Origin of the sequence: Microbispora sp. H10830 (assembly GCF_014161375.1) — a bacterium.
Taxonomy (GTDB): Bacteria; Actinomycetota; Actinomycetes; order Streptosporangiales; family Streptosporangiaceae; genus Microbispora; species Microbispora catharanthi.
The window spans coordinates 157761-171212 of the sequence record NZ_JABBWX010000015.1 but is presented as its reverse complement, the minus strand read 5'-3'; the positions used below and the strand labels follow the sequence as shown (position 1 = coordinate 171212).

At 71.6% G+C, this 13452-nt stretch carries 11 protein-coding genes; 9 read left to right on the top strand and 2 right to left on the bottom strand.

Annotated features, from left to right (window positions below; translation table 11 throughout):
- Positions 1-19: 19 nt before the first annotated feature.
- Together HHX35_RS32590 and HHX35_RS32585 are read left to right on the top strand one after the other, a co-directional pair.
- Complete coding sequence (locus HHX35_RS32590; RefSeq protein WP_182902493.1) at positions 20-853, top strand: hypothetical protein; 834 nt, start codon at positions 20-22, stop codon at positions 851-853.
- Between the two features lie 30 nt (positions 854-883).
- Positions 884-1462, top strand: coding sequence for an HAD family phosphatase (locus HHX35_RS32585; RefSeq protein ID WP_139572895.1), 579 nt, complete (start codon positions 884-886; stop codon positions 1460-1462).
- Here HHX35_RS32585 and HHX35_RS32580 read toward each other — a convergent pair.
- Positions 1443-2921 (bottom strand): MFS transporter, encoded by a 1479-nt coding sequence (locus HHX35_RS32580; protein ID WP_259405604.1) that lies wholly within the window; start codon positions 2919-2921, stop codon positions 1443-1445. The genes HHX35_RS32585 and HHX35_RS32580 overlap by 20 nt on opposite strands.
- Positions 2922-3075: 154 nt before the next feature.
- Between HHX35_RS32580 and lon the strand changes: the two genes are divergently transcribed.
- The 7 genes from lon to HHX35_RS32545 all read left to right on the top strand — a co-directional run bounded on the left by lon (position 3076) and on the right by HHX35_RS32545 (position 12485).
- Entirely contained in the window at positions 3076-5436 is a 2361-nt protein-coding gene (gene lon / locus HHX35_RS32575) for an endopeptidase La (RefSeq protein ID WP_182902491.1), read from the top strand.
- A gap of 358 nt (positions 5437-5794) precedes the next feature.
- Positions 5795-6739 carry a methionine ABC transporter ATP-binding protein gene (locus HHX35_RS32570; protein WP_182902490.1) on the top strand — a complete coding sequence of 315 codons (945 nt, stop codon included), beginning with the start codon at positions 5795-5797 and terminating at the stop codon, positions 6737-6739.
- Positions 6736-7392: a methionine ABC transporter permease gene (locus HHX35_RS32565; RefSeq protein ID WP_182902489.1), complete on the top strand. Its 657-nt coding sequence runs from the start codon at positions 6736-6738 to the stop codon at positions 7390-7392. The genes HHX35_RS32570 and HHX35_RS32565 overlap by 4 nt, the downstream gene beginning before the upstream one ends.
- A gap of 22 nt (positions 7393-7414) precedes the next feature.
- On the top strand, positions 7415-8248 hold the full coding sequence (locus HHX35_RS32560; RefSeq protein WP_182902488.1) for a MetQ/NlpA family ABC transporter substrate-binding protein: 834 nt from the start codon (positions 7415-7417) through the stop codon (positions 8246-8248).
- Between the two features lie 67 nt (positions 8249-8315).
- Positions 8316-9455 carry a Fic family protein gene (locus tag HHX35_RS32555; protein WP_182902487.1) on the top strand — a complete coding sequence of 380 codons (1140 nt, stop codon included), beginning with the start codon at positions 8316-8318 and terminating at the stop codon, positions 9453-9455.
- A 61-nt stretch (positions 9456-9516) separates the two neighbouring features.
- Positions 9517-11052 carry an acyl-CoA synthetase gene (locus tag HHX35_RS32550; protein WP_182902486.1) on the top strand — a complete coding sequence of 512 codons (1536 nt, stop codon included), beginning with the start codon at positions 9517-9519 and terminating at the stop codon, positions 11050-11052.
- A 134-nt stretch (positions 11053-11186) separates the two neighbouring features.
- Positions 11187-12485: a S1C family serine protease gene (locus HHX35_RS32545; RefSeq protein ID WP_182902485.1), complete on the top strand. Its 1299-nt coding sequence runs from the start codon at positions 11187-11189 to the stop codon at positions 12483-12485.
- 72 nt (positions 12486-12557) lie between these two features.
- On the opposite strand, the gene HHX35_RS32540 is transcribed toward HHX35_RS32545, so the two are convergent.
- Positions 12558-13445, bottom strand: coding sequence for a MurR/RpiR family transcriptional regulator (locus tag HHX35_RS32540; protein ID WP_182902484.1), 888 nt, complete (start codon positions 13443-13445; stop codon positions 12558-12560).
- Positions 13446-13452: the final 7 nt, after the last annotated feature.

Below are 13452 nucleotides of genomic sequence, written 5' to 3'. Positions count from 1 at the left end.
ACAGGGACGGGCGGGGAGCATGACCTCGATCGTGGGCGTCCACGGCATCGGCAAGTACCACTACTACGAGGAGGCCGACGGGTCGGCGGGCGGCGCCGCCGAGGTCATGCGGGCCAAGTGGAACGCCTACCTGCACCAGGGTCTCACCGGCCGGGCGGACGGCGCCGGCGAGTACTTCGCCGAGATCGCCTACTACGCCCACCACCTGCACAGCGGGCCGCCGAAGCCGCCGCGGCGGATGGAGGCGCCGGCCAAGCTGGTCCTCGCCGACTGGGCGGTCCAGCTCGGCGGTCCGTTCCGCGACGCGGCGGGGGAGTCGCTCACCGGTCTCGCGCACCGGCTGGCCGGGTGGCTGCTGACGAGGATGGGCCCGCAGGCGGTGCGGTTCGCCCAGGACTTCTGCCCGGAGGTGGCCGCCTATCTCGGCGGCGGCGACCCGCGGGTGCGGGCCCGCGACGCGGTGGCCGACGTCGTCCGCAGGCGCCGTCCCCGGGTGGTCGTCGCCCACTCCCTCGGCAGCGTCGTGACGTACGAGGCGCTGTGGGCGCACCCCGATCTGTCGGTCGAGCTGCTGGTGACGCTGGGCAGCCCGCTCGGCATGCGCGACGTGGTCTTCGAGCGGCTCGCGCCGGTCCCGGTCCGGGGACGAGGGGCGCGCCCGCCGGGGGTGCGCCGCTGGATCAACATCGCCGACAAGGACGACATCGCCGCGATCCCGGCCGTGCTCGCGTCGTGCTTCGACGGCGTCGAGCGGGACGTCTCCTGCGACATCGACTGGCTCGACTTCCACACCGTGCGCAACTACCTGCGCTGCGGGAGCGCCAACGCGTACCTCAAGCCCTACGTGGCCTGAGTTACGAACACCGGTTATGATCGTACGACCATGAAGACTGTGCTTTTCGACTACGGCAACGTCGTGTCGCTTCCCCAGGCCCCCGAGGACGTCGCGCGCATGGCGGGAGGTGATCCGGGGTTCGAGGACCGCTACTGGGAGGTGCGGCTCGACTTCGACCGGGGCACGCTCGACCCGGCCGCCTACTGGTCCCACGTGTACGGCAGGCCGATGGACGGAGCCGAGCTCGACGTGGTCGTCGCCCTCGACGCGGCGAGCTGGTCGCGGCCCAACGAGGAGACCGTGGCGATCATCGACGAGCTGGCCGCCGTCGGGGTGCCCATGGCGCTGCTGTCCAACATGCCGGTCTGCGTCGCCGAGGGCATCGACGCGCTGCCGTTCATGCGGCCGATCGGCCCGCGGTTCTACAGCGGCCGGATGGGCCTGGTGAAGCCGGAGCCGGAGATCTTCCACGAGACCGTGGCCTGGCTCGGAGTGGCCCCCGGCGACCTCGTCTTCGTGGACGACCGGCTGGAGAACGTCACGGCGGCCGAGCAGGCGGGGCTCGCCGCAGTCCACTTCCGCGACGCGGCCGCCCTGCGTGAGGACCTCAAGACGCTGCTGGTCTAGTCCCCGAACTCCTCGGAGGCCCGGGATCGAGGGATGGTGCGTCGACCGGGCAGCCGGGGGCGGGTGGTTCGGGCGCGGCCGCGAGGACGTTCGTCCTGATCGTGACGAACGTGACGACCGCCGCGACGGCCATCATGGCCGCGCCGACCAGCATCGAGGTGTGGAACCCCCGGGTGAACGCCGCCGGGGAGTCGTAGGCGTCCCCGGCCAGCCCCACCAACGGCGGGACGGCGGCGACGGCCAGGAGGCCGCCCGTCCTGGCCAGGGCGTTGTTGATCCCGCTCGCGACGCCCGCGTACCGCTCCTCCGCCGTGGAGAGCACGGTCGCGGTGAGCGGGGCGACGGCGGCGGACAGGCCGAGCCCGAACACGACCGCCGAGGGCAGCACGTCGGCGAGATAGGACGAGTTCGGGGCGATGCGGCTCATCAGCAGCAGTCCGGCCGCGCACAGGAAAATCCCTCCTGCCATGGGGAGGCGTGGGCCCACCCGCTTCGCCAGTTCGCCGGCCCGGGGCGACAGCAGCAGCATGAGGATCGTGACCGGGAGCATCGCCGACCCGGCGGCGACGGGAGAGAACCCGGCCGACACCTGGAGCTGGACGACCAGCAGGAAGAACACCAGGCCCATCGCCGCGTACATGACCAGCGTGACGACGTTGACCGCGGTGAACTCCCGCGAGGCGAACACACCCACGGGGACGAGGGACCGGGGGGAGCGCCTGATCTCCACCACCACGAAGCACGCGGCCAGGACGAGCCCGGCGGCCAGCGGTATCAGCCCGTCGCCCGCGAGGATCAGGCCGTACGTCAGCCCGGCCAGCGCGGGTGCGGCGAGGACGGTCCCAAGCACGTCGAAGCGGCCGTGTGGCCCGGCGTCCCGGGTCTCGGGCACGTGCCGGGCGGCGACGCCGACCACGACGGCCGCGAGCGGAAGATTGAGCAGGAAGACCCACCGCCAGCCGGCCGCCTCGACGAGCCAGCCGCCGAGCAGCGGCCCGAGGGCGGCGGCCACGCCGCCCAGTCCCGACCAGGCGCCGACGGCCCGCGGCCGGTCGTCCGGCACGTAGCTCGCCTGAATGATCGCCAGGGACCCGGGGATCAGCAGGGCCCCGCCGATGCCCTGGAGCGCACGGGCGAGCACGAGCACGGGCGTGTTCGGCGCGGCCCCGCAGAGGGCGGAGGCCAGGGCGAACCAGACCACCCCGGCGACGAAGACCTTCCGCCTGCCGAGCCGGTCGCCCAGCGACCCGCCGAGCAGGATCAGCGCGGCCATGGTGAGTGTGTACGCGTTCACGGTCCACTGGAGGCCGGACATCCCGGTGTGGAGGTCGCGCCCGAGGGCGGGAAGGGCCACGTTGACCACGGTGCCGTCGAGCGTCGCCATGCCCGACCCGAGGACCGTGGTGAGCAGCACCCACCGGCCTGGCGCCGAGCGAAGCCGGATATTTCCGGATGTCATGGACCACATCATGCGTTACCGGGGGGAGTGAACGCGCCGTCGCGGCAAGACGGATTACACAATTACGATCGCTCACAGCGAACTGACGCAGAACAGGGAACAGGATCGGACTCCTGTTAGTTGAGCCGACATAACTCAACCTAGTGGAGTGCTGATGTCCCAGATCCTTCCCGTCCTCCCGCTCGACGACGAGGTCGTCCTGCCCGGCATGGTCGTGCCCCTCGATCTGTCGGCCTCCGAGGTCCGCGCCGCCATCGACGCCGCCCGCGCCAGTGGCGAGAGCACGGTCCTGCTGGTGCCCCGCGTAGACGGTCGCTACGGCCCGGTGGGGGTGAGCGCCGTCGTGGAACAGGTCGGCCGCCTGCCGGGCGGGGAGCCCGCGGCCGTGGTCCGCGGCGTCGACCGCATGCGGGTCGGCACCGGCACCACCGGTCCCGGCGCGGCGCTGTGGGTCGAGGCGACCGTGCTGGAGCCGGTCACGGCAGGGCCGAGGGCCGAGGAGCTCGCCAAGGAGTACAAGGCCCTCACCACCACGATCCTGCAGAAGCGGGGCGCGTGGCAGGTGGTCGACGCGGTCAACCAGATCACGGACCCCGCTGTCCTCGCCGACAGCGCGGGGTACGCTCCCTGGCTGCAGACGCCGCAGAAGCTGCTGCTGCTGGAGACCCCCGATCCGGCCGAGCGGCTGGACAAGCTGGTCGGCTGGGCCCGCGACCACCTCGCCGAGCTGGACGTCGCGGAGACGATCCGCAAGGACGTCCAGGAGGGCATGGAGAAGCAGCAGCGCGAGTTCCTGCTCCGCCAGCAGCTCGCGGCCGTGCGCAAGGAGCTCGCCGAGCTCAACGGGGACCCCTCTGACGAGGAGGAGGACTACCGCGCCCGCATCGAGGCCGCCGACCTGCCGGAGAAGGTCAGGGAGGCCGCGCTCAAGGAGGTCGACAAGCTGGAGCGGGCCTCCGACCAGTCGCCCGAGAGCGGCTGGATCCGCACCTGGCTCGACACCGTGCTCGACATTCCGTGGAACGTCCACACGACCGACGAGTACGACATCGCCGGGGCCCGCGCGGTGCTCGACGCCGACCACACGGGTCTGGACGACGTGAAGGACCGCATCGTGGAATACCTCGCGGTGCGCAAGCGCAGGGCCGACCAGGGCCTCGGCGTGGTCGGCGGCCGCCGCAGCGGCGCCGTCCTCGCGCTGGCCGGTCCTCCCGGAGTCGGCAAGACCTCGCTCGGCGAGTCGGTCGCCCGCGCCATGGGCCGCACGTTCGTCCGCGTCGCCCTCGGCGGCGTCCGCGACGAGGCGGAGATCCGCGGTCACCGGCGCACGTACGTGGGGGCGCTGCCCGGCCGCATCGTCCGCGCCATCCGCGAGGCGGGCTCGATGAACCCGGTCGTGCTGCTGGACGAGATCGACAAGGTCGGCGCCGACTACCGGGGCGACCCGACGGCCGCGCTGCTCGAGGTGCTCGACCCGGCGCAGAACCACACGTTCCGCGACCACTACCTCGAGGTCGAGCTCGACCTGAGCGACGTGCTGTTCCTCGCCACGGCCAACGTGCTGGAGCAGGTGCCAGGGCCGCTGCTCGACCGCATGGAGATCGTCACGCTCGACGGCTACACCGAGGACGAGAAGGTCGCCATCGCCCGCGACCACCTGCTCCCGCGCAACCTGGAGAAGGCGGGCCTCACCGCCGACGACGTGGCGGTGGAGGAGTCGGCGCTGCGCCGGCTGGCCGGCGAGTACACCCGCGAGGCCGGCGTCCGCTCTCTCGAGCGCTCGATCGCCCGGATCCTGCGCAAGGTGACGGCGAAGGTCGCCCTCGGCGAGGCCGCTCTCCCGGTGACGGTCACCGCCGACGACCTGGTCTCCTACCTGGGCCGGCCGCGCCACGTGCCCGAGTCGTCCCTGCCGGAGGCTCGGCAGCGTACGGCGGTGCCGGGCGTGGCGACCGGCCTCGCGGTGACCGGCGCGGGCGGCGACGTCCTCTACGTCGAGGCGTCGCTGGCCGACCCGGAGACCGGGGCGACCGGTGTGACCCTGACCGGTCAGCTGGGCGACGTGATGAAGGAGTCGGCGCAGATCGCGCTGTCCTTCCTGCGGTCCCGGGGCGCGGAGCTGGAGCTGCCGGTCGGGTCGCTCAAGGACAGGTCGGTGCACATCCACGTGCCCGCGGGCGCGGTGCCGAAGGACGGCCCGTCGGCCGGTGTCACGATGACCACCGCCCTGGCCTCACTGCTGTCGGGCCGGCCGGTCCGCGCCGACGTGGCGATGACCGGCGAGGTGTCCCTCACCGGGCGGGTGCTGCCGATCGGCGGGGTCAAGCAGAAGCTGCTGGCCGCCCACCGGGCGGGGATCACCACCGTGCTCATCCCGGCGCGCAACGAGCCCGACCTGGACGACGTCCCGGCTGAGGTGCTGGCCGACCTCACCGTCCACGCGGTGAGCGACGTGCGCGAGGCCCTCGACCTGGCCCTCACTCCGGCCTCGTTCGCCCGGCAGGCGGTCGCCTGACCCACTCCACCCGGCCCGCGTCTCCGTCCTCTCGGAGGCGCGGGCCTTTTCCCTGTGACGCGGGCCCTTCCTTGTGACAAAGGACACATTCCCGGTATGGAATAAGGATTAGCTCGCCCCTGTTTCAGCCGGTCGTGAGCGTATCGAACCTGGTGAACCCGCCCGAGCGAGGGTGTCCCGCGGCCTGAACATCATCCGTCCGCACCCTCCCCACGAAGGCACTCACCGATGACGCTCTCCCCGCTGCCCGATCTGATCCTGCGCCGGATCACGCATCTGCCCTTCCCGCCCGGCACGCGCTAGCCGCACGTTCGCGACGCGAAACGGAGTCGGCCCACACGTCTTCGAAGGACAGCAAGTGATCACGGTTTCCGGCCTGCGCAAGGCCTACGGCGACGTCGTCGCGCTCGACGGCGTCGACCTCCACGTCGGCAAGGGCGAGGTCTTCGGTGTGCTCGGGCGCAGCGGCGCCGGCAAGAGCACCCTGCTGCGCTGCGTCAACCTGCTCGAACGTCCCGACGAGGGCGCGGTGACCGTCGACGGGCGCGAGCTGACCGCCCTCGGCGCCGCCGACCTGCGCCGCGCCCGCCAGCGCATCGGCATGATCCATCAGCACTTCGCGCTGCTGTCGTCGCGCACGGTGGCGGGCAACGTGGCCTTCCCGCTGGAGGTCATGGGCGTCGGCCGGGCCGCCCGGGCCCGGCGCGTCGCGGAGATGCTCGACCTCGTGGGCCTGGCCGACCGCGCCGGGGCCTACCCCGCGCAGCTGTCCGGCGGCCAGAAGCAGCGGGTCGGCATCGCGCGGGCGCTCGCCGCCGAGCCGTCGGTGCTGCTGTCGGACGAGGCCACCTCCGCGCTCGACCCCGCCACGACCCAGTCGATCCTGGCCCTGCTCCGGCGGCTCAACCGGGAGCTGGGGCTGACCATCCTGCTCATCACCCACGAGATGGACGTGATCAAGGCCGTCTGCGACTCGGCGGCGATCATGAGTGACGGGCGGATCGCCGAGGCGGGGGCCATCCCCGAGCTGCTCGCCACCCCCGGGTCGCGCCTGGCGGCCGAGCTGTTCCCGCTGCCGCCCGCCGAGCCAGGCGCCGTGACGGTCGCCCTGGCCGCGGACCAGACCCTGCTGTCGCGTCTCGCGCGTACGCACGACGTGGACGTCGCCATCGCCGCGGGCGCGGTCGAGCAGGTCGCCGGGGTCCCGGCGGGCCGGCTGCGGCTGCGGGTCACCGGAGCCGGTACGGCCGCCGCCCTCGCGGAGTTGCGCGAGCGCGGCCTGCTGGTGGAGGAGGACGCATGACCTGGTCGGAGATGAGCCCCCTGCTGTGGGAGGCCACCGGGCAGACCGCGGTGATGGTGGGCTGGTCCACGTTGTTCACCGTGCTGTTCGGGCTGCCGCTCGGCGTCTGTCTCGCCGGGACGGACCGGGGCGGGCTGTTCCCCGCGCCCGCCGTGCGGCGCGTGCTCGGCCTGGTCGTGAACGTGGGACGGTCGCTGCCCTTCATCGTCCTCATGATCGCGGTCATCCCGGTCACCCGCGTGCTCACCGGCACCACGATCGGGACCGCCGCCGCGGTGGTCCCGCTGACGATCGGCGCGGTGCCGTTCTTCGCCCGGCTGGTCGAGACGGCGCTGCGCGAGGTGGGCCGCGACATCGTGCAGGCGGCCGAGGCGATGGGGGCGGGCCGGGTGACGATCGTGGCGCGCGTCTTGCTGCCCGAGGCGCTGCCCGGCCTGGTCGCGGGGCTGACCGTCACCGTGGTCACGCTCATCTCCTACTCGGCGATGGCCGGAGTGATCGGCGGCGGCGGTCTCGGCGACCTCGCCGTCCGCTACGGATACCAGCGGTTCGAGACCACGCTCATGGTCGTCACCGTGGTCGTCCTGGTCGTCGTGGTGCAGCTCGCGCAGACCCTGGGCGACGCCGTCGCCCGTCGGCTTTCTCACCGTTAACCCATCGAAGGAGTTCTGTCCCATGCGTAGAACGCTCGGCCTCGTCATCGCCGCCGTGGTCGCGCTCGTGTTGTCCGCCTGCGGGTCCTCGTCTCCGGACACGGCGTCCGCCTCCGGCACGGCGGCGGCGGACGCCCCGCTCAAGGTCGGCGTGAGCCCGGTGCCGCACGCGCAGATCCTGAAGTACGTGGCCGACAACCTGGCCGCCGCGAAGGGCCTGAAGCTGGAGATCGTGGAGTTCAGCGACTATGTGCAGCCCAACCTGCAGCTCCAGGACGGCCAGCTCGACGCCAACTACTTCCAGCACAAGCCATACCTGGACGACTTCAACGCCTCCAAGGGCACCAAGCTGAGCTTCGTCGCCCCGGTGCACCTGGAGCCGCTCGGCCTGTACTCCAGGAAGGTCAAGGACCTCGCCTCGCTGCCGCAGGGCGGCACGGTCGCCGTGCCCAACGACGCCACCAACCTCGGCCGGGCGCTCAAGCTGCTCGCCGACAACGGCGTGGTCACGCTCAAGGACGGCGTGGGCACCGCCGCGACGGAGCGCGACGTGACCGGCAACCCGAAGAACCTGACCTTCCGCCCGCTGGAGGCCGCCCAGCTCCCGCGCTCGCTCGACGACGTGGACGCCGCCGTGATCAACGGCAACTACGCCCTGGAGGCGAACCTCAATCCGTCCTCCGACGCGCTGGTGCTGGAGAAGGCCGAGGGCAACCCGTACGCCAACGGCCTGGTGGTCGCGCAGGGGCACGAGAGCGACCCGCGGGTGAAGACGCTGGTCGGGCTGCTGACCGGCCCCGAGGTGAAGAAGTACATCGAGGACACGTTCAAGGGCTCGGTCATCCCCGCCGCCTGACGCGCACATACGTGGACGAATCATCCAGTCGCTTGACCGGATGATTCGTTCATGCTGTCATGACTCCATGTTGTACGGCACACCGGCACTGGAGGCCTCGGACGAGAAGGTGCTCGCCGAGATCGAGGAGATGCGGCGCGACCTGAAATATCGGCTGGCCGAGGCGCATCGCTGGGACGGCCTGCTGCGGCGGCAGTTGCAGGCGCGGGCGATCCAGGGGTCGAACTCCATCGAGGGTTACCACGCCAGCGTCGAGGACATCGAGTCGATCATGTCGGGTGAGGACCCCCTGGAGACGTCGGCCGCCGTGGCCCGCGAGATCGCCGGCTACCGGCAGGCGCTCACCTACATCGGCACCCTCTCGCGGGTGTGGGCCTTCCGCTACGACGTGGGCCTGCTTCATGGGCTCAACTTCATGATGATCGGCCACCACGTGGACAAGACGCCGGGCACGGTGCGGCCCGGTGGGATCTACGTGCGCGACTCCGCCACCGGCGAGGTGGTCTACGAGGGCCCGGACCACGAGCAGGTCCCCGGCCTGCTGACGGAACTGGTCGAGTGGCTCAACGGGGGCGACCTCGACGCGCCCAGCTACGTGCGCGCCGCCATGGCGCACCTCAACCTCGTCAAGATCCACCCCTGGCGGGACGGGAACGGGCGCATGTCGCGGGCGCTGCAGACGCTCGTGCTCGGCCGCGACCAGATCACCACGCCGGAGTTCGCCTCGATCGAGGAGTGGCTGGGCGAGGGCCGCACCACCTACGACTACTACGACGTGCTGGGCGAGGTGGGACGCCGCCGGTGGAGCCCGCACGGGGACACCCTCTCGTGGGTGCGGTTCGTCCTGCGCTGCCACCACATGCAGGCGCAGCGGGTGGGACGCCGGCTCGCGGAGGCGGGCGAGGTGTGGATGCTGCTGGAGGAGCGGACCGGGACGCAGGGCCTGCACCCGCGCACCGTCTCGGCGCTCTACCAGGTGTTCGTCTCCAGGCGGCTGCGCCGGGGCATGTACCAGGCCGACGAGGGGCTGAGCCAGGGCCAGGCCGCCCGCGACCTGCGCGAACTGGCGGCCACCGGGTGGCTCCGGCCGTACGGCGAGACGAAGGGGCGTTTCTACGCGCCGGGGCCGAAGATGACGGAGATCAAGGCGGCGTTCGCCGAGCGGGCCGCACTGCTGCGCGACCCCTATCGGACGCTGGAGAGCTGATCACGGGCGCATCAGGATGTGACTCCTACCACATCGACGGCAAACCGAGTAACGTTCGGTTATGCACCCTGGGGCGATCGCGGCGGTGACGCCGGACAAGCCTGCGGTGATCATGGCGGGCTCCGGCCGCGTGGTCACCTTCCGTGAGCTCGACGAGGAATCCAACCGGCTCGCGCACCTGCTGCGGGCGGCGGGCCTGAAGCCCGGCGACCACATCGCGCTCATGCTGGAGAACCATCCGCTCTTCCTCGTGATCGCGTGGGCCGCGCACCGCTCGGGCCTGTACTACACCGCGATCAGCTCCCGTCTGCAGGCCGACGAGCTGGCGTACATCGTGGACAACTGCGGGGCGCGGGTCTTCATCTCCTCGGCGAAGCTCGCCGGCGTCGCGACCGCCGTCACCGAGGCCACGCCCGGGGTCGAGCTGCGGCTCATGGTCGACGGCGTCGCCCCGGGCTTCACCTCCTACGAGGAGGCCGTGGCGGGGCAGCCCGCGACACCGCTCGACGACGAGTGCCAGGGCGCCGACATGCTCTACTCGTCGGGCACCACGGGACGCCCCAAGGGGGTCAAGCCGCCGCTCAGCCGGGCGCCGCTGGAGGCCCCCGGGGCCCTGGTGCAGCTCATCCAGTTTTTGTTCGCGCCCTCGGCCGACAGCGTGTACCTGTCGCCCGCGCCGCTCTACCACGCCGCTCCGCTGCGTTACAGCATGTCCTTCCAGCGCCTCGGCGCGACCGTGGTGGTGATGGAGAGGTTCGACCCCGAGGAGGCGCTGGCGCTCGTCGAGCGGCACCGGGTCACCCACGCGCAGTGGGTGCCCACGATGTTCGTCAAGATGCTCAAGCTGCCCGAGGAGGTGCGCGGGCGCTACGACCTGTCGTCGCTGCGCTGCGCCGTCCACGCCGCCGCGCCCTGCCCCGTCGAGGTCAAGGAGCGGATGATGGAGTGGTGGGGGCCGATCATCCACGAGTACTACGCGGGCACGGAGGGCAACTGCTTCCTGTACGCAGGGCCGGAGGACTGGCTCGGCCACAAGGGCACGGTGGGCCGGCCGCTGCTCGGGGTCACCCACGTCTGCGACGAGGACGGCGGCGAGCTGCCGCCCGGCGAGCACGGCACGGTCTACTTCTCCGACGGCCCGAAGTTCGAGTATCACGGCGACCCCGAGAAGACCGCGTCGGTCCAGGACCCCAAGGGCCGCGGCTGGACCACGCTGGGGGACATCGGCTACCTGGACGAGGACGGGTTCCTCTACCTCACCGACCGGCGCTCGTACATGATCATCTCTGGCGGGGTGAACATCTACCCGCAGGAGGCCGAGAACGTGCTGGCGTTGCATCCCGAGGTGGCCGACGTGGCCGTCTTCGGGGTGCCGGACCCCGAGATGGGCGAGCAGGTCAAGGCGGTGGTGCAGCCGGCGGACCCGGCGGGCGCCGGTCCCGCCCTGGAGGCCGAGCTGATCGCCTACTGCCGGGAACGCCTGGCCCACTACAAGTGCCCGAAGTCGGTCGACTTCCGGGACGAGCTGCCCCGCCACCCCACGGGCAAGCTGTACAAGCGCCTGCTCAGGGACGAGTACTGGCCTCGGACGAGCTGACATAAAGTACGCGTAGGGCGCTCGGGGATCCCTGCCGCTGATCGCTTAGCGTGACCTTATCGCCGATGCGTCATCGTATTACGTGTACCGGCGGAGAGCCGGGATCACCGGCGAATCCATTGAGGGGGATGGCGATGAGCTCACCTGAGCACGTTCCCGGCAACGAGAACACCGAGATACTCCCCGGTCACGGCTGGAGCCAGTTCGGCAGCACCCCGCCGCAGCACGGGCAGTACACCGGGGCGTACCAGTCGTACGGCGCCTACGGGAGCGGCTCTTATGACACGGCGCAGTTTCCGCCGCCACCGGCGCGGAAGGGCACGCTGACCGCCCGCCAGAAGGCGGGCGCGGGCCTCGCCCTCGTGGCCGTGGCACTGGGCGGCGGGGTCACCGGGGCCCTCGTCGCGAACAGCGTGAACGGCGGGCAGACGGTGATCGCGAGCCCGGTGGTCAAGGGAGTGTCCAACTCCTCGACCACCACGATCGCCGCGGTGGCCAAGGCGATCATGCCGTCGGTGGTGTCCATCGAGGTGAAGACCGCCACGGCCGGCGGCGAGGGGTCCGGCGTCATCCTGTCGGCCGACGGACTGATCCTGACGAACAACCACGTGGTGAGCATCGGCGGCGGGGGCGGCGGCACGGTCACCGTGAAGTTCAGCGACGGCAAGACCGCCAACGCCGTCGTCAAGGGCACCGACCCTCTCACGGACCTCGCGGTCATCCAGGCGCAGGGCGTGTCCGGCCTGACCCCCGCCTCCCTCGGCGACAGCGACAAGCTCCAGGTCGGTGACGCCGTCCTCGCGATCGGCAGCCCGCTCGGCCTGGAGGGATCGGTCACCTCCGGCATCGTGAGCGCGCTCGACCGCACGCTGACCGAGGCCCCCGAAGAGCAGCAGCAGCAGTTCCCCTGGGGGATGGAGCAGCAGCAGCCGCAGAGCCAGGGCACGACGATCGGCGGCATGATCCAGACCGACGCCGCGATCAACCCCGGCAACTCCGGCGGCGCGCTGGTCAACTCCTCCGGGCAGGTCGTCGGCGTCAACACCGCGATCGCCACCTCGGGCTCCAGCTCCGGCAACATCGGCGTCGGCTTCGCGATCCCCATCAACACCGCGAAGCTGGTCTCCGACCAGCTCATCAAGACCGGTAAGGCGACCCACGCGTTCCTCGGCGTGAGCGTGGCCGACGCGGTGGGCGGCTCGTCCGGCGCGGTGGTCAGCTCGATCACGGCCGGCAGCCCGGCGGAGAAGGCCGGCCTCAAGGAGGGCGACCTGATCACCAAGATCAACGACAAGCTGGTGGACAGCGCGGAGGCGGTGCTCGGCACCATCCGCAGCTCGCGCCCCGGCGACAAGGTGACCGTCACCTTCACCCGCGACGGCAAGGAGAACACGATCACCGCCACGCTCGCGGAGAAGTCGCCGACGAGCTGACGGCCCACGAACGTCGCCGGCGGGCCTCTGGGGGGACGGCCCGCCGGCGATCGCTTTTCTCCGGAACAGTGGCTACCTGCGCCGGCGGCCGCTGATCGCGCGGAAGGTGTCCTCCAGGGCGGTGAGGGTCTCGTCGTACGTGCGCCGGGCGGCCACCCCGACGGAGAGGCAGTCGACGACGGTGAGCTGGGCGATCCTGCTGCCCATCGCGCCGAAGCGGAACGGGGTCTCGCGTGCCGCGGTCCGCAGCACGATGTCGGCCAGCTCCGTGATCGGCGAGGGGTCGAAGTTCGTGATCGCGATCGTGGTCGCCTGCCGGTCGGCGGCGAGCCGCAGCGCGTCCAGGACGTCGACGGTGGTGCCGGTGTGCGAGATGCCGATCGCGACGTCGCCCGCGCGCAGCAGCGCGGCCGAGGTGAGCGCGCTGTGGAAGTCCTGCCAGGCGAACGCCATCAGGCCGATCCTGTGCAGCTTCTGGTGCAGATCGGCGGCGACGAAGCCACTCGCCCCGGCGCCGTAGAGATCCACGCGGCGGGCCTCGGCGATCGCGTCGACCGCGCGCTCCAGCGCGGCGATGTCGAGATGCTCGGCGGTCTCCGCGACCGCGCGGGAGTCGCTGTACCCGATCTTGGCGATGATCTCCTCCAGCGGATCGTCGGCGCTGATGTCCCCGTCGAGCGGGCGGGCACTCCCGGCACGCGACGCCTCCAGCGTCGCCTCGCGGGCGAGCGCGATCCGCAGCTCGGGATAACCGCGCAGCCCGATGGCCCGGCAGAAGCGCAGCACGGTGGCCTCCGAGGTGCCGCACTCGCGGGCGAGCGTCCCGATCGGCCGGTCCGCGACGCCCTGGGGGTCGGCCAGCACCGCCCGCGCGACCCGTTGCTCCGCGGGCCGCAGAGACCGGATCGCGCCGCGCAGCCGCACGAGAATCCCGTTCGAATAGTCCCCGCCGGTGCTCACGCCACCC